This window comes from Acinetobacter sp. AOR18_HL (genome assembly GCF_027855145.1).
Lineage (GTDB): Bacteria > Pseudomonadota > Gammaproteobacteria > Pseudomonadales > Moraxellaceae > Acinetobacter > Acinetobacter pittii.
Map to the genome: position 1 here is coordinate 37,340 of NZ_JAKTIG010000023.1, position 21,380 is coordinate 58,719.

18 protein-coding genes are annotated in these 21,380 nt (G+C 38.8%); 5 read left to right on the forward strand and 13 right to left on the reverse strand.

The window, feature by feature from the left end:
* Nucleotides 1–107 precede the first annotated feature (107 nt).
* The 4 genes from MKL51_RS05330 to pheA form a co-directional block, all read right to left on the reverse strand.
* Nucleotides 108–1,538, reverse strand: a complete 1,431-nt coding sequence (locus tag MKL51_RS05330; RefSeq protein ID WP_017480774.1) for a formylglycine-generating enzyme family protein — start codon at nucleotides 1,536–1,538, stop codon at nucleotides 108–110.
* A 233-nt stretch (nucleotides 1,539–1,771) separates the two neighbouring features.
* Entirely contained in the window at nucleotides 1,772–2,155 is a 384-nt protein-coding gene (locus tag MKL51_RS05335; RefSeq protein ID WP_002118252.1) for a hypothetical protein, read from the reverse strand.
* Between the two features lie 127 nt (nucleotides 2,156–2,282).
* Entirely contained in the window at nucleotides 2,283–4,529 is a 2,247-nt protein-coding gene (locus MKL51_RS05340) for a bifunctional prephenate dehydrogenase/3-phosphoshikimate 1-carboxyvinyltransferase (protein WP_032005323.1), read from the reverse strand.
* Nucleotides 4,530–4,636: 107 nt separating this feature from the next.
* On the reverse strand, nucleotides 4,637–5,746 hold the full coding sequence (gene pheA / locus MKL51_RS05345) for a prephenate dehydratase (RefSeq protein ID WP_002049199.1): 1,110 nt from the start codon (nucleotides 5,744–5,746) through the stop codon (nucleotides 4,637–4,639).
* Between the two features lie 183 nt (nucleotides 5,747–5,929).
* On the opposite strand from pheA, the gene MKL51_RS05350 reads away from it, so the two are divergent.
* Nucleotides 5,930–6,874: an alpha/beta hydrolase gene (locus MKL51_RS05350; protein WP_032042559.1), complete on the forward strand. Its 945-nt coding sequence runs from the start codon at nucleotides 5,930–5,932 to the stop codon at nucleotides 6,872–6,874.
* 41 nt (nucleotides 6,875–6,915) lie between these two features.
* Here the strand turns inward: MKL51_RS05350 and MKL51_RS05355 are convergent, their stop codons facing one another.
* Both MKL51_RS05355 and MKL51_RS05360 read right to left on the reverse strand, forming a co-directional pair.
* Complete coding sequence (locus MKL51_RS05355; protein WP_005073480.1) at nucleotides 6,916–8,061, reverse strand: acyl-CoA dehydrogenase family protein; 1,146 nt, start codon at nucleotides 8,059–8,061, stop codon at nucleotides 6,916–6,918.
* A 163-nt stretch (nucleotides 8,062–8,224) separates the two neighbouring features.
* Nucleotides 8,225–9,583, reverse strand: a complete 1,359-nt coding sequence (locus MKL51_RS05360; RefSeq protein ID WP_270904191.1) for a dicarboxylate/amino acid:cation symporter — start codon at nucleotides 9,581–9,583, stop codon at nucleotides 8,225–8,227.
* A 503-nt stretch (nucleotides 9,584–10,086) separates the two neighbouring features.
* Here MKL51_RS05360 and MKL51_RS05365 point away from each other — a divergent pair.
* On the forward strand, nucleotides 10,087–11,100 hold the full coding sequence (locus tag MKL51_RS05365; protein WP_032005319.1) for a glycosyl transferase family protein: 1,014 nt from the start codon (nucleotides 10,087–10,089) through the stop codon (nucleotides 11,098–11,100).
* A 200-nt stretch (nucleotides 11,101–11,300) separates the two neighbouring features.
* On the opposite strand, the gene MKL51_RS05370 is transcribed toward MKL51_RS05365, so the two are convergent.
* Entirely contained in the window at nucleotides 11,301–11,573 is a 273-nt protein-coding gene (locus MKL51_RS05370) for a YeaC family protein (RefSeq protein WP_002118245.1), read from the reverse strand.
* Complete coding sequence (locus tag MKL51_RS05375) at nucleotides 11,570–12,478, reverse strand: NAD(+) kinase (RefSeq protein ID WP_032005317.1); 909 nt, start codon at nucleotides 12,476–12,478, stop codon at nucleotides 11,570–11,572. Before MKL51_RS05375 ends, MKL51_RS05370 begins: the two co-directional genes overlap by 4 nt.
* Before the next feature lie 185 nt (nucleotides 12,479–12,663).
* Between MKL51_RS05375 and mrcB the strand changes: the two genes are divergently transcribed.
* Together mrcB and MKL51_RS05385 are read left to right on the forward strand one after the other, a co-directional pair.
* The gene (gene mrcB, locus MKL51_RS05380) at nucleotides 12,664–15,060 is read left to right on the forward strand and encodes a penicillin-binding protein 1B (RefSeq protein ID WP_032042557.1); all 2,397 of its coding nucleotides are present in this window, start codon (nucleotides 12,664–12,666) and stop codon (nucleotides 15,058–15,060) included.
* Between the two features lie 21 nt (nucleotides 15,061–15,081).
* Nucleotides 15,082–15,630, forward strand: coding sequence for a tetratricopeptide repeat protein (locus tag MKL51_RS05385; protein WP_002118198.1), 549 nt, complete (start codon nucleotides 15,082–15,084; stop codon nucleotides 15,628–15,630).
* A gap of 25 nt (nucleotides 15,631–15,655) precedes the next feature.
* Here the strand turns inward: MKL51_RS05385 and MKL51_RS05390 are convergent, their stop codons facing one another.
* Nucleotides 15,656–16,552, reverse strand: a complete 897-nt coding sequence (locus tag MKL51_RS05390; RefSeq protein WP_032005313.1) for an NUDIX domain-containing protein — start codon at nucleotides 16,550–16,552, stop codon at nucleotides 15,656–15,658.
* A gap of 136 nt (nucleotides 16,553–16,688) precedes the next feature.
* On the opposite strand from MKL51_RS05390, the gene hemP reads away from it, so the two are divergent.
* Nucleotides 16,689–16,859: a hemin uptake protein HemP gene (gene hemP, locus MKL51_RS05395; RefSeq protein ID WP_002118129.1), complete on the forward strand. Its 171-nt coding sequence runs from the start codon at nucleotides 16,689–16,691 to the stop codon at nucleotides 16,857–16,859.
* 72 nt (nucleotides 16,860–16,931) lie between these two features.
* On the opposite strand, the gene MKL51_RS05400 is transcribed toward hemP, so the two are convergent.
* The 4 genes from MKL51_RS05400 to MKL51_RS05415 form a co-directional block, all read right to left on the reverse strand.
* A complete protein-coding gene (locus MKL51_RS05400; RefSeq protein ID WP_032005311.1) occupies nucleotides 16,932–18,272 on the reverse strand; it encodes a sensor histidine kinase in 1,341 nt (446 codons plus the stop codon).
* Nucleotides 18,269–18,931 (reverse strand): response regulator transcription factor, encoded by a 663-nt coding sequence (locus MKL51_RS05405; protein ID WP_014207221.1) that lies wholly within the window; start codon nucleotides 18,929–18,931, stop codon nucleotides 18,269–18,271. The genes MKL51_RS05400 and MKL51_RS05405 overlap by 4 nt, the downstream gene beginning before the upstream one ends.
* A 108-nt stretch (nucleotides 18,932–19,039) precedes the next feature.
* The gene (locus MKL51_RS05410) at nucleotides 19,040–19,399 is read right to left on the reverse strand and encodes a NirD/YgiW/YdeI family stress tolerance protein (protein WP_032005309.1); all 360 of its coding nucleotides are present in this window, start codon (nucleotides 19,397–19,399) and stop codon (nucleotides 19,040–19,042) included.
* 80 nt (nucleotides 19,400–19,479) lie between these two features.
* Nucleotides 19,480–21,237: a GspE/PulE family protein gene (locus MKL51_RS05415; protein WP_032005307.1), complete on the reverse strand. Its 1,758-nt coding sequence runs from the start codon at nucleotides 21,235–21,237 to the stop codon at nucleotides 19,480–19,482.
* Between the last annotated feature and the right edge of the window lie 143 nt (nucleotides 21,238–21,380).

The following is a 21,380-nucleotide window of genomic DNA, read 5'->3' on the forward strand; positions in this document are numbered from 1 at the left end:
TGAAAGATAAGACATTATCAGCGCAGTTTTAGGTTTTTATTAAAATCGACGCTGATAAATTAAAAAATGACTTTAAATGTAGAATATATTAGGTATAAAAATCAAAGCTAAATTTCGCGAACCAAACGGAATCCCCACATAATTGAACGAGCTTGTGAAGTTACATAAGCATTACGATAAGCAGTTCGCACATTATAAGTGTTATATATCCATGCCCCTCCACGTAAAACTGGGAAATTACACTGTCCATTATTTTCTTCACCCCAGCGACGATTGGTAACAGGGGCATTTTGATAATTTGGATGCCAGCAATCATCCACCCATTCTCGTGCGTTGGCACTCATATCATATAAACCAAAATTATTAGGCAAGAACTTTCCGACAGGCGATGTTATTCCATAACCATCTGTACAATTAAATAAGGCCCAAGTACTTGTTTGTGGTAGTGCTTGGACTGTCGTAGGGTCTAAAACATTTGCATATTTGCATGCCTCTTCATGATTCAAATCATCTCCCCAGTAAAAGGCTGTTGTCGTTCCGGCACGAGCAGCATACTCCCACTCAACTTCTGTTGGTAAGCGGTAGGTCTGACCTGTTTTTTTAGATAACCATTTCGCAAATTCTCTTCCATCTTCACGACGAACACAAACTGCAGGATCCTGAGATGTTTGAAAGAAACCAGGATTGCTAGGTGTTAAATCATCTCTGTACCACATATTAAATAGGCCATCTCGCTCTTCCCAATTACGGCACCCTTGTACCTCCCATCCCGTTTCTTTTTGGAAAGCCTGAAACTCTGCAATTGTTGTTTCATAAGTTGACATTGCAAATGGTTTTTCGACTTGTACTAAGTGCTGAGGCAATTCGTATGGTCGAGATTGAGCTGGTACATTTTGTTGCTCTTGCTCATTTATATTTCCACCCATTAAAAAGCTACCAGCTGGAATAACCGTCATTTCTGGACAAAAACTATCTGAACAATCTTTGAATTTAGACTTTGCTAGAGTTGATTGATTAATATTGGTGTTGGTTAATGACGCTAATTTAATTTCAGGATTCATATTTGGCGGGTTATTGATTTGACGAATCAATAAATTAATTGTTCCTTGCCATTCACTTAACATTTCCCTTAGCATGGCAGGTCGTTCAATACTTACGCCTGTTCCATCATAGTCTGGAGCATTACACCTCGCTCTTAATACAGTTGACTCATCGGTAAGCTGAGCTAGTTTCGGAATAATTTGATTATCAAGAAAAACTCCTAAATTATTTGAACTAGCGATATTGGCTCTTAGTTCTGCCGCTGATTTTTGAGCAATAGCTGCCTCACTGATAACTTTAGAATAGACACTATCACACTGATTTTCTTGCCATACTAGATTTTGCTTAAGATTCTCTAAAGAAGTAATTGTTCCTTCTAGCAACTTCTGGTTTGTTGAGTTTATGGTGGTATCTTTATCATCACTATTACACGCTGATAATAAGGAGATAATCAATATACCAAAGCCTTTTGAATAATTACTGGAAATTATGTTCATGTTAATTCTCTGTAAAATAATATAAATAAGAAGAGGAAATTGAGTAGTTCTTTGTTAAGAAGCATTTTTAAATTAATAGAAAATTAGTTCAAAATTCAAACAATATTATTTTTTCGTTTGTTAATTTTTATTAAATAATGTCACTACAAAAATAAATAGTTCTTATCAATATTAATAAATAAAAAGGGTGAACAAATATGTTCACCCTTACTTCATAAAATATATTTAATTGATCAAGACTTCCAAACAAATTGGGAAAAGCTATGATCAGCTTTCAAACTATTTTCAACGGCCTGTGCAAGCTGACGAATAATGCTTTGTGTTTCGATTTTCTCAAACCAGTCTTGTTCTTCATCAGGATTGGCAGAGATTTCACACATCAAATGCCCTTCATGGTCTGTTTTCTGGCAAGTAATCGATAATGGCAAAAGATGATTATCAATACTCACTTCTACTTTTTCATGTTCATGCACAATGTGCTGCGCATCAAAACCATAATGCCCCAATTGTTTAAACAGTAAAGCCGCTACATATTCTTGAGTGATATGGCATTCATTTGGTGGATGATCAAGCACTCCATGTTGTGGGCAACTGGCAATAAATTGTAATTTTTTCATCCTTTGTCCTAACACTATTATCATTATCTGCGCTTAGCATAAGCAATAAACAAACAGCAGCCAAGCCTTTAGCCCGCTGCTGCCGTTGCTATTGTGTTAGCAATTATAAAATGTGTCAGGTCAAAAGTTATTGGCTAACTTCGATTGTTAAGCCTGCACGATTCGCCAACTCAGTGAAAGTCGGGAAGCTTGTCGCCACAGTTTCAGTACCCTGAATTGTAATCGGACCAGAATTACGAAGACCTGCCATACTAAAACTCATCGCAATACGGTGGTCATGATGTGATTCAATTTCGCCGCCAGTAAAGATTGGTGACCAATCGCCAGATTTGCCTTTACCTTCGATAATGATGCCATCATCAGTTGGGGTGCAGTCAATACCCATGATTTTTAAGCCATCAGCCATGACCTGAATGCGGTCAGACTCTTTCACTCGAAGCTCTGCTGCACCAGTTAATACAGTTTGACCTTCGGCACAAGCTGCTGCAATAAATAAAGCTGGGAATTCATCAATTGCCAAAGGTACTTGGTCTTCCGGCATATGAATGCCTTTAAGTGTGCGTGAACCTTTAATATGAATATCAGCAATAGGCTCGCCACCGGCAATACGTTCATTTTCAACAGTCAAGTCAGCACCCATCTGTTTTAAAATTTCAATTACGCCAGTACGTGTTGGGTTAATACCTACAGCTTCCAGAATAACATCAGAACCCTCAGTAATTGCAGCACCCACCATAAAGAAAGCAGCAGATGAAATATCAGATGGAACCTGAATATCAGTACCTACTAATTTTCCACCACCAACGAGTGAAATCTTGTTGCCTTCGGTTTTAACATCATAACCAAATGCACGAAGCATACGCTCTGTGTGGTCACGAGTTGGTTCTGGCTCAGTGACTGAAGTTTCACCTTCAGCCCATAGGCCCGCAAGTAAAATACCTGACTTCACCTGAGCAGATGCCATTGGCAAGTCGTATTGAATGCCTTTTAATTGCTGAGCACCAGTAATACTTACAGGTGGTGTACCTTTCTCACCTGTTGTCTGGATTTGCGCACCCATTAAACGCAATGGCTTAGCAATACGTTCCATTGGACGTTTAGAAAGTGATGCATCACCTGTCATCACTGAATCAAATTTTTGTGCTGATAACATGCCTGAAAGCAAACGCATGCTCGTTCCAGAGTTACCCATATACAAGGCACTCGCTGGTGCTTTTAAACCATGCATGCCCACGCCATGAATGGTCACTTCACCATTCTTAGGGCCTTCAATGCTTACACCCATATCACGGAAAGCTTGCAAAGTTGCCAAAGCATCTTCACCTTCAAGGAAGCCAGTGACATGAGTCGTGCCTTCGGCAATAGCACCAAACATAATGGAGCGATGTGACACAGATTTGTCACCCGGTACGGTAAATTTACCTTTAAATGCCTTATTTCCCGGTAAGATACTGAATTGCTGTGTCACCTTATTTTTCTCCATTAAAGGTTTTTTGGCTAACATATGATTGAAATGCTGACGTGCTGCCTGAGCATGGCCGAGTAAACCCATTAATGCATGAGAGTCTTCGTTTTCAATCAATTTTCTAAGTACGGTAAGTTGCTTTTCGAAGCCATCTACAGCATTTAATATGGCTGTTTTATTGGCAAAGAAAATGTCATGCCACATTTGTGGATCACTAGCTGCAATCCTTGAAAAGTCGCGAAAGCCACCTGCTGCATAGCGGAAAATATCAAGATTATCTTCACGATTCGCAAGTTGCTCAACCAAATTAAATGCCATCAAGTGCGGTAAATGACTTGTATGTGCTAAAACTTCATCATGCTTGGCAACGTCCATACAAATGACTTCAGCTTTAGCAGCAGACCAAAGTTGAATTAGTTTATCAACAGCCCATTCTGCACTTGTTGGTAACGGCGTTAAAATAACTTTGTGATTTGCAAATAAATCGACCTTACCTGCATGAACGCCCGTATGCTCACTACCAGCAATAGGATGTCCTGGTACAAAACCTGCTGGTAAATCTTCACCAAATACAGCTTTTGCTGCATCGACGACATTACCTTTTGTACTTCCCACATCAGTTACAATCGTGGTTTCTGTCAAATAAGGTTTAATTAGCTCAAGCACTTTTTGTGTTGCACGTACTGGCAAGGCCAAAACAACTAAATCTGCCCCTTTCACAGCCTCTACAGGATCAGAAAATCCTTGTTGTATTAAGCCAAGTGACTTTGCATCTTCTAAAGTTTTTTGTGAGCGTGTAGAAGCCACAATAGTTGTCGCCAACTTTTCTGCAACAATAACTCGCGCCAAACTCGACCCGATGAGTCCTAAACCAATAAATGCAACTTTTTTAAATAGGGGTTGTGACATAACTTCAACTTTGCTTTTGCTCAAAGTGATTTAAATCTTTGAGCAATTTGTTTTTAAGCATAATGACATGCCCATCTTGATGCATGTCATTATTCCAACATGAGTGATTAAAGAACGGCAGCAGGATAAGAGCCTAAAATACGAAGCTCTTTTACCATTGGGCGAATATCATTGATTGCCGCAGCAACATTCTCTTGATCGATATGACCTTCTAAATCGATAAAGAATACATATGCCCATTTTTCAGGTAATGCTGGACGGGTCTCAATACTTGTTAAGCTAATATTATGTTTTGCAAACGGCGCTAAAATTTCTAATAAAGCACCAGCACGGTCATGTGCTGAAATTAATAACGATGTTTTGTCATTGCCACTTTGTGGAATTTTTTCACGGCCAATGACTAAGAAACGAGTAGTATTTTCCGGATTATCTTCAATATTGCTATGTAAAATTTCAAGGTTATACATACCTGCTGCAATATCAGATGCAATTGCTGCTGAGTGCCATTCGTTACGAATACGGCGTGCAGCTTCTGCATTTGAGTTTAAAGCAACACGTTCAACACCCGGATAATGCGCGTCTAACCATTGACGACATTGAGCCAAAGTTTGTTGGTGTGCGTAAATCTGTTTAATACTGTCTTTACGTGTATTTTCAGAGACTAGAAATTGATGATGAATACGTAATTCAACTTCACCAATCACATTTAAATTCGATGTTTTAAAACAATCTAAAGTATGGTTCACAATACCTTCAGATGAGTTTTCAACCGGAACTACACCATAATGTGCGCTACCCGCTTCCACTTCACGGAACACTTCATCAATTGTTGGTAGTGGACGAACAACTGCATCTTTACCAAAATGCTTAAGCACGGCAGATTGAGTAAAAGTCCCTTCCGGTCCTAAGAATGCAATACTTTGCGGAGCTTCTAAAGCAAGGCAAGCAGACATAATTTCACGGAACAAACGCGCCATGGTGACATCAGACAAAGGACCTTGGTTGCGCTCCATGACTTTGCGTAAAACTTGTGCTTCACGTTCAGGACGATAAAACAAAGGATTCTCTTCAGAAGCAAATTTAGCTTTAGCAACAGCTTCGGCAAGGCTTGCGCGGCGATTTAATAATTCTTGAATCTGTTGATCTACACTATCAATATCTTCACGAATTTGTTCTAAACTAAGAGAAGTCGTTTTGTTTTGATCATCGTTGATCATTAGAATGCAGCCTCAGTAAAATCATCTTTTAAACGAGAGTATAACAATAGTCTGCTTTGATTTGTTAGGCAATATAGCTGTAAGAGCTTTTTTCATTAACCTTTTTGCTTCCATTTCTTGATTACTTTATTTGATAATGATTTTCATTTATCATTTGTATAATAAATTTTATTATCGCCCATTATGCAAAGATCATTTTTCCTTTTATCTACTAGTTTTTTATTGAGTACGTTAATAAGCTGTTCTACCTTCGCCCAAACGCCTATACAAAATCAACCAAAAATCGTTTTTCAAAATAATCAGGCTCAATTTCAAATTAAATCTAAAAATACAGGCCATGATTATCTTATTCAAATTTATAAACCGCCTGTCGCCCCGCCCCAACATGGGTATCCAGTACTTTATATATTAGATGGAAATGCTACATTTCCAAGTGCTGCCAATATTGCTCAGTCGATTGGCGCTGGTTCTACCAAATTAGGACTAGATCCACTCATGATCGTAGCGGTTGGCTACCCTCAGCAAAAAACCTTTGATGTGCAAAAGCGTGCTTATGATTATACTCCAAAACCTTCTGCTGAATTTCAAGCACAAGGTAAATATAAATATGGGGGTGCCGATCAGTTTATTGCTTTTTTAAATAGCGAACTCAAGCCTACAATTGCAAAACAATTTCCGATTAATAGCCAACAGCAAAGTCTTTATGGACATTCTTTTGGAGGTTTATTTGTGCTTTATCATTTTTTTCAAAAGCCAGATGCATTTCAGCGTTACTTTGCTGCAAGCCCTTCCCTCTGGTTTGACCAAGGCATGTTATTTCAGCAGTTAAATCATTGGCAAAGTCAGAAACCAAATCATTCCCCTTTACTCATGACCACAGTCGGTACACATGAGCAAGGTGGTCCTCGCACTCAACTTAACAATAAATTTAATGAAGCAGATTTCTTTAAAGCCTTAGAAAATGAACGTTCAAACCAATTTAGTTATTGGCATTTTTATAACCCTGCTGAACAACACATTACAAATTTGTATGCGAGCTTACCTAAAGCCCTTGTGTTTGCTTCTTGTCAAAATTTAGAAAGCTGTAAATCTTTATTTGATGAGCCATTGCAGAAAACAGCTAAATAATAAAAAAGCCTACTCAAAGGTAGGCTTTTTTGAAGCTATTATTAAGCTTTACCGATTAATCCACGCGCCACGATTTCTTTCATAATTTCATTTGTACCACCGTAAATACGTTGAATACGAGCATCTACAAAGAAACGTGAAATTGGATATTCAGTCATATAGCCATACCCACCAAAGAGTTGCAGCAAGTTATCTGCGACTTTCATTTGCATGTCAGTGCTGAAACTTTTAAGCGCTGCTGCTGTTTCAACATCAAGTTTACCTTCTTGATATAGAGCAACGTTTCTCTCGTAAAAAGCAGCTGTAGCAAGCTCATCAATTTTTGCTTGTGCTAAAACAAAACGCGTATTTTGGAACTGTGAAATAGGTTGACCAAATGCATGACGCTCTTTTACATAAGCAGTTGCCAAATCAATTGCACCACGAATAGCGCCAATTGCGGTAGATGCAATAGCGGTACGTTCACGTGGTAACTCTTGCATTAAATAAGCAAAGCCTTGTCCAGCTTGACCGAGTAACTGGTTTTTAGGAACTTTAACATTGTCAAAAAATAGCTCAGATGTGTCTTGAGAATGTAGACCGATTTTGTCGAGGTTGGTACCTTTCTTAAAGCCTTCCAGATGAGTATCTGCCAATAATAACGACACCCCTTTCGCACGCGCTTGAGGATCAGTTTTTACTGCAAGCACCACAAGGTCAGCATGTTGTCCATTTGAAATAAATGTTTTTGAGCCATTTAATAAATAATGGTCATCTTGCAAAATGGCACTGGTACGCATTGATTGTAAATCCGAGCCTGCTCCAGGTTCAGTCATACCAATTGCACCAACCACTTCACCTGTCACCATTTTCGGCAACCAATATTGTTTTTGCTCTTCTGTCCCGATGTGTAAAATATATGGTGCAGCAATTTCAGAGTGGCAAGAAATCGCTGTTGATAATGCACAGAATCCAGCACGTGCCGATTCTTCAACCAACATTAATGAATAATAGGTTGGTACGCCGTAACCACCGTATTCTTCTGGAACATCCACACACAAAAAGCCATTTTCGCCCAGTTGATTCCAGACAGCACGTGGCATGATTCCTTCGCGTTCCCATTGATCGTATTGCGGTGCAATATGCTCATTCATAAAACGTTTAAAATTATCACGGAATAATTCTAAATCTGCATCGTATGCCAACATAATATTTTCCTTCGGCTTTATTGTTTTATCTAATCTGATTGTTGTGCATGCTAATCATTTTTTAAGCTACTGTCATGACATAGCTGCTCATTAAAACTGTACTTTTCAGTCAGCCAATAAAAAAGGAAGCCAAAGCTTCCTTTTTTATATAGGTTTATTTGAATTAATCTAAACCTTCAGCGACTTGAGGAGTTTTTTGCTCCATCATTTTTCTGTCGACTTCATCTGGATTGTTTAAAGCATCATTTAGCTTATCTTTATCTAAAGCACCGACCCATTTTGCAACAACAATCGATGCTAATGAGTTACCAACGAGGTTAGTTAAAGCACGTGCTTCTGACATGAAACGGTCAATACCTAAAATCAATGCCAAACCTGCTACTGGAATATGTCCAACAGCAGACAAAGTTGCAGCCATAACAATAAAGCCAGAGCCTGTTACACCCGCCGCACCCTTAGATGAGATTAAGAGTACTAATAGCAAAGTAATCTGATGTTGAATATCAAGCTGTGTATTTGTTGCCTGAGCAATAAAGATTGCAGCCATAGTCAAATAAATTGACGTACCATCAAGGTTAAATGAATAACCTGTTGGGATAACCAAACCAACCACAGATTTTTCACAACCTGCAATTTCAAGTTTACGTAACATGCGAGGCAAAACAGATTCAGAAGAAGATGTACCAAGTACAATTAATAACTCTTCACGAATCAGGCGAATCATCTTAAGAATACTGAATCCACTAATACGGCTGATTGTACCCAAAATTAAGAAGATAAAGAGTAAGCACGTAATATAGAAGCAGATAATGAGCTGCCCTAATTGTACGAGTGAACCAACGCCATATTTACCGATAGTGAATGCCATTGCACCGAATGCACCAATCGGAGCCAATTTCATGACCATATTCACAATGTTAAAGAACACATGTGCAACTTGATCAATAAATTTTAAAACTGGACGTCCTGCATCACCTAACTTATGTAAAGCAAAACCAAAGAGGATTGCAAAAAGAAGGACTTGTAAGATTTCACCATTTGCAAATGCACCAACCACCGTATCAGGGATGATGTGCATTAAGAAATCAATGGTAGATTGTGACTCACCAGAACTGACGTATTTTTGAATGCCCGAAGTATCGAGAGTGGTAGGGTCAACATTCATCCCTACACCCGGTTTAGCAATGTTAATTACAACAAGGCCAATTAGAAGTGCAATTGTTGAAACGATTTCAAAGTATAACAACGCAACGCCGCCAGTTTTTCCGACTGACTTCATGCTTTCCATGCCAGCAATACCGCTTACCACGGTACAGAAAATAACTGGAGCAATGATCATCTTGATCAAGCGAATAAAGGCATCACCTAATGGCTTGAGTTTTTCACCTAACCCCGGAATATGCTGTTCGACACCATTGACAATTTGCGTTGAGCTTGGGGAAAAATGTCCTACCAAGATACCCGCAATAATTGCAATAATCACCTGAAAATAAAGTGATTTATAAATCGGTTTTTTAGCCATAACTTTACTTCAATCTATATTTCCAAGTCCGTTGGAAATACCAAAATGAAACGTCTATTCTTTACGAATACACAGCCCTAACCTTTCACATTAACACCGCAAAAGGGAAATGGTTTTTTGTGAACAAAAAACCTTCCTACTACCTCAATGAAAACAAAATCAATGTTTTCTAAAACAGGAGAATACCTGAAGTTTCTAACCACTTTGAGTAGCTAGAAATAACCTCTTACTTTTTCAATAAAAAGCTGAAGATATAGGAGAATCACATAAAATTATGATATGAGTGCTCAAAAAAGCACGGGAAAGTTTACTCGAATTAAATAACGATTCGGTTAATTTTTTAGCTAATACGCATAAAAAACACTCAGGTAACCCTAAGACTTTAGTATAAGAAACACTTTTGATATTTTTTCAGCAGCTTTTTATGTCATATTGATTAAATACTTGTGGACATTTCATTTTGAGCTGCCTACATCCCATCATTTTTATTGTTTTGAACTACGATGAATACTAAACGTAATATCTATAAAGATGCTGAACATCCCTTTGCTCAATATGTCCGTATTTTAGGTAAGGGGAAAACCGGATCTCGCTCTTTAAGCTATGAAGAAGCTTATCAAGCATTTACCATGATTTTAAAAGGCGAAGTGTTAGATGTGCAGCTAGGCGCATTTTTAATGCTGCTTCGGGTTAAAGAAGAATCTATTGAAGAACTCGCGGGTTTCGTTCAAGCAACCAAAGACCAGCTTCATTTTGAGCCTTTAGATGTTGATTTAGATTGGTCATCTTATGCAGGTAAGCGAAAACACTATCCATGGTTTTTATTAGCCGCTCTTACGCTTGCCCAGCATGGCCATAAAATTGTTATGCATGGTGCGTCAGGTCACACGCTTAACCGTGTTTATACAGAGCAAGTCTTAGAATATCTTGGTTATCAAATTTGTCATTCTGAACAAGAAGTTCGTACACAATTAGCAGAGCAAAATTTTGCTTACTTACCACTAGACGTGATTTCACCAGTTTTAAGCGAATTGATATCTCTAAGAAATGTCATGGGATTGCGTTCACCTATTCATACTTTGGCCCGTTTAATCAATCCTTTTAACGCTAAGGCTACCTTACAAGCAATATTCCACCCTGCTTACAGAACTACTCACCAACATAGCGCATTACGCTCAGGCTATCAAAATAGTGCCGTTATTAAAGGCGAAGGTGGTGAATTTGAACGAAACCCAGATGCTAAAACACTCATTTGCGGTATTAAAAATGGTGAGCTCTATGAACATGAGTTGCCAAAGCTCACACCTGAACGAAGCCCAATTGAAGAAGAATTAGATTTAGCAACGTTTAAAGCAGTATGGCTTGGTCAACAGCACCATGAATATGGAGAAATAGCCGTAACAGAAACCATCGGAATCGCGCTATATACGATGGGCGTTGTTGCTAGTTTTGAAGAAGCGATGCAAAAAGCAAAAGTGTTATGGAATACACGAAATTTAAGCAATCTTAATTCGTAGTTAACAAATGCTATCGTGAAGGTCGACATGGATGTCGACCGTATCACTGCGATACAGGAAGTATCGTCAGTGATACAAAGGATTTTTGGTTACTTTTGATCCTTCAAAAGTAATAAAAGCCTATATGCTATAACTTATGAAAAACATGCTATATAAGGCTGTATGGAATAACCAAAAATAATTTTCTGTCTTATTAAGTTTTAAACAAAACGAATAGGTTTAAACTCTGGCTCATGCTTGTGATGATCATCATCACACTCTTCACCTTCTTCTTTTGTACCACGGTCAATATAACCGCTACGCTGATCTTCTGGTAAGTTCTTCAACTCCCAAGCGATTACAGCTTGCATACAAGTTTCACGCTGCTCTTTGGTTAAAACAACGCCGTTTGGCCATTTACCAATTTCTACTGCTGTTTTTAAACGCTCTACAATTTCAGGGTTTAAAACAGATAGCATTTGTTCAATATTCATGATTCATCTCTTTGAAAAGATTCAAAATCTTGGTTCCAACCAAGTTTGGTACGGCAGGCCATATAGAAATCATAACCTGGTGGATGCAATAAACTTAGTTTAAATGGGTGTTTACGGATGTGTAAACTGTCTCCAACATTGAGCGAGACACTATGTTGCCCATCTGCACTCACCATTGGTAATACCCGATTTTCGCGAATAACGATTTTAATTTCGCTTTGACCACCGACTACGATGGGACGTGATGACAATGTATGGGGATGCATTGGAACTAATGCAATAGCATCCATACTTGGATGTAAAATTGGGCCACCACCTGACAATGCATAAGCCGTTGATCCGGTTGGCGTCGAAACAATTAAACCATCACTATGTTGGCGGTAAACATATTGACCATCAATATTAAGTTCGAAGTCAATCATGTGTACTGATTTACCCGAGTGCAAAACCACATCGTTTAAAGCAATGGCGTCATAAATGACTTCACCATTTGTTCTTACTTCCATTTCAAGTAAGAAACGACGGTCAAGCTGGAAATGCCCTTGAAGTACTTGGTCAAGTTTGAAAATGGCTTCTGAAGGTTTGATATCAGTTAAAAAACCCAACCGCCCACGGTTGATACCAATAACAGGCGTATTGTAGCGAACTAAAACTCTAGCAGCGTGGAGTAAAGAACCGTCACCTCCAACAACTATGACTAAATCAGCAACTTCACCCAATAAATGACGACTTACAATTTGTGCATGATCATAAGGCACTAATTCAGCAGTTTCCTGATCAAAAATGGGGTTTAAGCCTAGGTTCAACAAATGATCATGAATTAAACATAGTGTTTCTACTACTGATGATTTATCTGGTCGACCGATTAACCCGACGTTTCTGAAGGACTTATGTGAAATTTGCACGAATGAGTAAGCTCCGCAGCGATACTTGGCTATAATAACATTAACCTGATTAATTTAAAAAAACATAACAACAAGATGCAGTAAAATTCAATCTAAGTTTTCCAATTATTCACAGTTTTATCATTGCAAATTGATGACAAGCTATCGCATCATTACAGGCATTGTTAGGGTTTTATCTCATTTTTATGAAGTTTGAACGTGGTATCGGTTTCTTTGCACTAATCTTTTCCATTTTGGTCATTGGTGCTTTTATTGCTCTTAGTATCTATCTGATTCGTTTAGATAATATTATCCGTGAAAAATTTGAAGGACAACGGTGGGATATTCCCGCCAAAGTGTTTGCACGTCCTTTGGAAATTTATAATAACGCACCTATTACCCAAGCAAATTTCACTCAAGAACTAAAACTCTTGGGTTACAAAACTTCAAGTAATTATGACAAGTCTGGAACCTATGTTGCTCAGGGCAGCAATATGTATATCCACACGCGTGGTTTTGATTACGGCGACAGTGTCGAACCCGAACAAGTACTAGAGTTAAGTTTTGCAAATGATCAGGTTGCTGAAGTTCGAAGTACAAAACCTTCTTCAACGGGTGTTGCACGACTAGAGCCACTTCTGATTGGAGGGATCTACCCTCAACATAATGAAGACCGTGTTCTCATTAAACTGAATAATGTCCCTAAACCACTTATTGAAGCTTTAATTTCAACAGAAGACCGTAATTTCTATCATCATCACGGTATTTCAATTCGTGGTACTGCCCGTGCATTAGTGAGTAATATCACAGGTGGTAAACGTCAAGGTGGTTCAACCCTGACTCAGCAATTGGTTAAAAACTTCTATCTCACACCTGAACGCACATTAAAACGTAAAGTTAATGAAGCATTAATGGCTTTACTCATTGAGCTGCATTACAGCAAAGATGAAATTTTAGAAGCCTACTTAAATGAAGTGAATCTAGGCCAAAATGGTAGCTACTCAATTAATGGCTATGGTTTGGCTTCTCAATTTTATTTTGGTTTACCTTTACGTGAGCTTAGCGTTGCACAACAAGCTTATTTAGTTGGTTTAGTGCAAGGCCCTTCTTTATATAATCCTTGGAAAAATCCTGAAGGTGCAAAAAAACGCCGCGATACCGTGTTAAATAACATGCGTGTAATGGGCTATTTAACTCAAGCAGAATATGAAGATGAAATTGCACGTCCTTTAAATGTGTTAAGTAAGCCAAGTTTGGGCCCTGCAAAATTCCCTGACTTTTTAGATATTGTGCGTCGTCAATTACGCACAGAATATCAAGAGAGTGACTTAACTAATCAGGGCTTACGTATTTTTACGACTTTAGACCCAATTACTCAAACCCAAGTTCAAAATGCGTTTAAAGCTTCTGTAGAGCGTTTAGCAAACAGCAACCCAGCCCGTTTGAAAAACTTACAGGGTGCGGTACTCATTGCACATCCAGAAAACGGCGAGCTCGTTGCTGCTGTTGGTTCTACACAAGACTTTACTGGTTTTAACCGTGCTTTAGATGCAAAACGCCAAGTCGGTTCTTTATTGAAACCTGTCATTTATTTAAGCGCTATTGAATCGGGGCGTTACAACTGGGCAACCCAAATTGAAGATGCACCGATTAGTGTTCCTGTAGATGGCGGTAAAAGCTGGACACCTAAAAACTACAGTGGTGGCGGACATGGTGTAGTCAGCCTGAGTGAAGCTTTAGCAAATTCATATAACCTATCTGCTGTGCGCTTGGGTCAAGAGTTTGGTTTATCTACATTTACAAACAACTTAAGAAAGTTTGGTGTTGAATCGACCATTCCTGCCTACCCTTCTATTTTCCTTGGGGCAGTCAATATGTCACCAATGGAGGTTCTTGGAATTTATGAGAACTTTGCTACAGGTGGCTTTAAATATCCGACTCGTGCAATTCGATCTGTCGTAGATGCCAATGGCCGCCTGCTTGACCGTTATGGCCTGAATGTTCAACAAACCATTGATCCATCTGTTGGCTATATTATGAATTATGGTCTACAACAGGTCATGTCTTCGGGTACTGGTCGCGCAGCTTATAATAGCTTGTCTCCTGCTTTAAAGTTGGCAGGTAAATCAGGTACGACTAACGATACACGTGACTCATGGTTTGCGGGCTACTCAGGTAACCACGTTGCTGTAGTGTGGTTAGGTTTAGATGACAACAAAGTGACTGGATTAACAGGTTCATCGGGTGCATTGCCAGTATGGATTAATGTGATGAAACAATTACGTCAAACGCCTGTAAATCTACGTCAACCAGACACAGTACAGTGGCAGTGGATTGACCGTGCAACGGGTGATTTATCTGCTCAAGCTTGTGATGGTGCTATGTATATTCCGATGCTAACGCATACGGTTCCGCACCGTGCTACTCCATGTGGAGCACCTTATTATCAAGTTGATCCAACATATACGCCACAAAGTGATAACACAATTCCTGACTCTCAGGATGATAATACCGACAGTTATATTCGTGAAAGTGAAAACCAGATGGAACAAGATCTGTCAAACAACTCACGAGTAATTTCAAGTGGTAGTTATAACAACTAAGCGTTAACAGGAAATTAGGATATGTTGAAGAAAGGTGTTTTTTATATTGGTGCTGTTCTTATGGTCGGCTGTACAACTCTGCCCGATCATTCTGACTCCAAAGAGAAAACACCTACTCCTCCAGTCAAAAAGACGGAAACTCCATCAGGTGTAAAAATTACGCCTTATGATCACCCAGAAATTCAACGTAAAAATTTACAGGTGATTGTTCCTCAGCAAAAAAAGCCTCAACATTTTAGTGATGATGGCAGCCAGTTACCTGCATTTAAAGTTTTAATGCAAAAAACACAGCAGGCTTATAAAAATCAGCAGTGGTCAGAGGCAGAGCGCTATGCACTTCAAGCACAGCGTTTAGCACCACAGGCCGCTGAGACTTATTTATTTCTTGCACTTACGGCAAATCATAAACAGCAATATTCTAATGCTGAGTCTTTAGCAAGACGTGGTTTGAGTTTTGCCCAAAGTCAGCCAATGAAAAAGCAGCTTTGGTTGGTTATCTTAAAAGCTGGGCAACAACGCAATAATCAAAAAACTGTTCAAGAAGCACAGCAAGCATTAAAAGCCCTTTAGCTTTTAATGCTTTTTTATTTTCTCATTAGAAATTACGAATACCTCCTAAGCCATATGCACCATGCTGCTGTGCAGTGGCTAAATCATCCGGATGCACTCCTCCTAATGCAAAAACTGGAATCTGGCTATTTTGAGCGAGATCACTAAAACGTTCCCAACCTAATACAACAGCATCTGGATGAGTCGTTGTTGGTTTTACAGGACTAATAAAAACAGCATCACAACCAATCTGCTGAGCTTGTTTTAAAGAAACGGCATCATGACAAGCAGCAATATAACGTACGCCCACTGTTAAATCGCCTTTATGCAAATTCATGAGTTGAGATTGCTTTAAATGAACTGTCTTTATTTGTTTTTGTAATTCAGGACTTAATTGATGCCAGATATCTACATTTATAATTAAACTTGATCGTTGCCCTTCATCTAAAGCAGTTAATTGCTCTATATACTGCGGCTCAAATTCTTCGATACGCCAGTACAATAAAGCATCACTACTTTCTACCGTTGAAAGCGTATTGCTAATTTTGATGAGATGAGGCCAATAGAGTCGTTTTATGATGTTTTTATTGGCTTTTGGAAAGTTTAAATGAAGTAGCTGATCACGTATGTACCATGCCCATGGCTGGTGAATAAGATTTAATAACTCATCAGGTACATAACTATGGAACAAATGAAGGTTGACGATAATGTCATCATATTCATGGTGAATATAATCAAACTGATGCCAATCTTTTAAACCAATACCCACCTCTTCATAAATCTCACGGCGGCAGGCTTCTTCTGGTGTTTCACCTTGTTCAACCTTTCCACCAGGGAACTCATGCTTTCCACCTTGATGTTGCTGCTCTTCGCGCCATCCAACTAATATTTTTCCACGATGGATCAAGATTGCTATAGCGACATCGACTATTGGTTTGGGCATCTTTTTACTCTCTAAAACTTTTCTCAAGTGTAAGCAAATTTTATCATTTTATAAAATCTTAAAAATCTCATTGACAGATCTATTCGATAATGATTATCATTTAAATCGTTCAAGAACATACCACGGAGCACAACAAATGAACGCACCTTTTAGCTTATTTACCCGTAACAATGACACAGCTCACGCCTTACCAATGTTACATTCTAATAACCTCTTTGCATTAGGCCGTGAAATTCGCATTATGCATGCTGGCGAGGAATATCGTTTACGCCTCACTCGCAACAATCGCCTAATTTTAACTAAATAAAAAATATACTCGCGTTTCAATAATATTCGTGGGAAAACAAAAAATGGATAGCATGGGTAACCATGCTATTTTTTATGAAGGAAGAATAATCTCTGCCCTCAGACCACCTTGTTCAGCATGCATAAAACGTAATTTGCCATTATGCAATTCAATAATTTTTCGAGTAATTGAAATTCCTAAGCCAGAACCTTGCTGCTGAGTACCCAGTACCCGAAAAAAACGCTGCCCTAACCGTAATAGCACTTCATCATCTACTCCATTTCCCGTGTCTTCAATACACACCTTAATTTGCTGTTCATATTGACTAATCTCAACATGAATAGAGCCTAGTGTCGGGCTATAACGAATGGCGTTATCAAATAAATTTCTAAAAGCAATAAACAGTAATTCTTCATTCGCATATGTTTTAGTTTCTGTCGATAAAGTATTGGTCTCTATCAACATCTGTTTAGCTTTCGCGTCTAAATCTACAGTTTCAATGACTCTTGCTAGTAAGTAATTTAAATCGATAACTGTCTTAGGAAGTTCAGGCTGTTCAGCTTCATTAGGTTCTAAGCGGGCCAGAAGTAATAAATTTTCAAGTATTTTTGTACTTCTAGAAACGTCTTCTTGTATGCGTTCAAAATCTTGATGAAGTTCTGGAAGATGTTGGTATTTACGCTGCAAAACCTGAAGACGCATTTGTATGGCAGATAAGGGAGAGCGTAGCTCATGCGAAGCATCCGCGGTAAAACGCTGTTCAGCAACGAGAGCTCTTTGCAGTCTTGCAAGCAATTGATTTAAAGCATCTATAACAGGTTGAATTTCTGTAATGACATCCGGCTCTTGAATCGGTTCTAAATTTGATGCAGTTTTTTGAGCAATCCGTCTAGAGAGTAGATTTAACGCGGCCAACTCATGTTCGGTACGCCAACTTATAATCACCCATTGTAATAGCCAGAACAACACCATAAGACCGCTATATCCAGCAAGTGCTTTAAGTACCTCTTCCACACGCGTACTCATTGGTTGAAAAACTTCAACTTGTAACTGAGAATCTTCTTGTTGTGCAGCCAGACTACGCCATAATTGACCATCAAACCAAAAATATGAAAAACCTTCCGATAAGTTACCTTGTTCAAAAAGTTCATGCTGATAGGTATGAGAATGAGTAAGTACTTGGCCTGTGTTTAATAACTCATACTGAATATCAAATTCATCACTCAGCTCATCAAACTGTTTCATGGAGTGTTCAGAAAGATCGGAAACCAGCAAAGTATCTGAAATTTCATCCATGATTTCGTCTTGCACTGACATGTTGTGATAGATCGAAAATATGGTGAGTAAGCTTAAAGCCAGTAATCCCACCACGATACTACTCCACATCGTAGTTTTAACCAGTTGAGACTGCAAAGATGAGCGATTCGATTTCATTTTACATCTCCCATACGGTAGCCTAGCCCCCGTATGGTTTTAATACTGCTGCTTCCGATTTTTTTTCGAAGTTGATAAATAAATACTTCGATTGCGTTACTTTCAATTTCCTCGCCCCATGCATAGAGTGCTTCTTCTAATTGATCACGGGTAATAATATGCTCGGGATGCACCATAAGCTTACGCAATATTTGGAATTCTTTTGCCGTTAAATCGATAGACTTGCCAGCGCTTAATACGACTTTCGCTTGTGTATCAAGTTGTAGGTCACCCCATGTTAAAACCGATTGCTGACTCAAAGTTTGTTTGCGTAATTGAGCGCGGATGCGAGCCGATAATTCTTCTAAACTAAAAGGCTTAACCAAATAATCATTTGCACCTAAATCTAGCCCCTCTACCCGATCATGAATGCTGTCACGTGCAGTAATAAAAATAACAGGAACATTTTTTTGTTTATGGCGGATCGTTGTTAAAACCTTTTCACCAGCCAGTTGAGGTAGTCCCCGATCAAGCAAAATACAGTCATAATCATGCTGTTCGATTGCCGTAAGTGCATAATCACCTCTTTCGACCCAATCTACCTGATAACCGTCTAACTCTAACCATGATTGAATGCTTTCAGCTTGAGAGCGATCATCTTCTGCAAGCAAAATTCTCATCTATTTTTCCTGTTATATCCTGATTTGATCTTGCCAAGCCTTTATAAAAAAAGCAAAGCCGCATGATTTAAATGCGGCTAAAAGTAGTAGATCTACAGACCTTATTCATTAGAACTGAACTTGATCCACATCAATTTCTACTCGTTTTAAAGGTTTATAGTCAATGTCTACTTCACCAATTAAAGTCACATTTGTATTGGCTGAAATAGGGCGACCTTGCCAAAGTTCATCATCTACATCAATTGTAATGTTACCTGTCTTGTCACGGAATTGATATTTTTCATCACCTAAAGACTTTACAACCTGACCATGTAATTTGATCGGTGTATTATCTTTTGAGGTTAATGCCTGTTTTACTGTGGTGACAGTTGTCGGAGCAATTGCAGCTTGATTCACTGGTGTATTCGCGACAACTACGCCAGCAGCAGTCATACCAGCAGTCATCAACATTACTTTAAGCATATTCATATTATTACCCTCTGTTTATGGTTCCCTCTTGGGATAAAGCAATTAAATCAACCATAAATGAGGTGAATCTTAAGAAAAACTTAATTTAATGGCACAACCCTCAAGACCTCTTCTAATGTCGTAAGTCCTTCAATCACTTTACGGGCTCCTGCAATTCTTAAAGGTTCTATACCTTCTTTTTTAGTTTGAGTTCTTAAATCATTTAATGTCACATGACTACTAATAAGGTGTTTAAGCTCAAGACTGACCGGCATAAATTCGTAAATACCGACTCGCCCTTTATAGCCTGTATGACGACATTCTTCACAGCCTACCGCTTGATAAACCGTTTCAGGCATTTCCATAATGTAGTCAAAGGTTAAGTGTTCCCACTCATCCTCATTAATGTGAGTTTTTTTCTTACAGTGTGGACAAAGTTGGCGGACTAAGCGCTGCGCGAGAACACCCAAAATTGTTGCAGCTGTCAGAAATGGCTGTACACCCAAATCATGCAACCGAGTCAAACTAGACGGTGCATCATTGGTATGTAAAGTTGATAAAACCAAATGACCTGTTAATGCTGCCTGAATGGCCATATTCGCTGTATCTTGATCACGAATTTCCCCAATCATAATAATGTCAGGGTCTTGACGCATCAGTGCACGTACACCGTCTGCAAAGCCTAATTCAATTGCATTATTGACCTGCATTTGGTTAAAACTAGGCTCTAGCATTTCAATCGGATCTTCAATGGTACAGACATTGACCTGCTCGGTTGCAAGCTGCTTTAAAGATGAATATAGCGTAGTTGTTTTACCGGAGCCTGTAGGACCCGTGACTAAAATAATACCGTGGCTATTTTTGGTTAATTGTTGCCACTGTTGTAATAAACGCTCTTCAAAACCCAATTGCTGAAAAGAACGTACCAACACATCAGGGTCGAAAATACGCATAACCAGTTTTTCACCAAATGCGGTTGGTAAGGTTGATAAACGTAATTCGGTTTCTTGCCCTTTAGGTGTACGTGTTTTTAACCGGCCATCTTGTGGTTTACGTTTTTCCGCTACATTCAAACGTCCTAAAATTTTAATCCGAGAAATCACGGCGGTCAGCGTATTTGAAGGCATGTTATAAATGGTGTGTAAAACGCCATCAATCCTAAATCTGACTTTACCATTATCTTTACGCGGTTCCATGTGAATGTCACTGGCACTCTGCTCAAATGCAAACTGTAAAATCCAGTCGACTAATTTCACAATATGCTGATCATTAGCATCTGGGTTTTGGCTATCGCCAAGCTGCAAAAGCGCTTCAACATTTTTACTGTCACGGTCATGAGCTGCATCTTTTTGAGCAGAGTTTACCGCGCGACTCACCTGATAATATTCGCGCAAATAGCGTTGTAACTGTTCGGGATTAAGCAGTACCCGTTCAATTTTTTTAGGCGCTAGACTTCGTTCAAGGTTATTAAGCCAATCTGTTTGAAATGGTTGATCTGTTCCAATCACAATTCGGTCAGCACGAATTTCAACAGCTAAAATATGGTTACGAATGGCAAACTCTTGTGACATGACCTGCGTTAAAGCACTGACATCTGCCTTTAAAGGATCGATCACAAATAGAGGGAGCTGAACCCGATCTGCAAACCATACACATAAGCGGTTTAAACTCAAATGGGCATGCGTATGTTGCTGATCTTTTAAATTAAAATGTGCAATCCACTGTAATGGATGCCACTTTAACTGGTCTTTTTGGCGGTGACTTGTCTGTACCAGTAATTTATCTCGTTCTGTTATACGGCCTTCTTGTAATAATTGTTCTAGACACCAATACGTATCTATTTCTACATGTGCATTCATGCGTTATCCCCAATATATTTTTATAATATAGCAGAGATGTTTTATATTTAAATATCCTTTAACATCAGTTAATTAAACCAATTCTCATCTTAATATTTTTTTGTGTCACAGGTCATATTTATAGAAATATTTTCTACATAGTT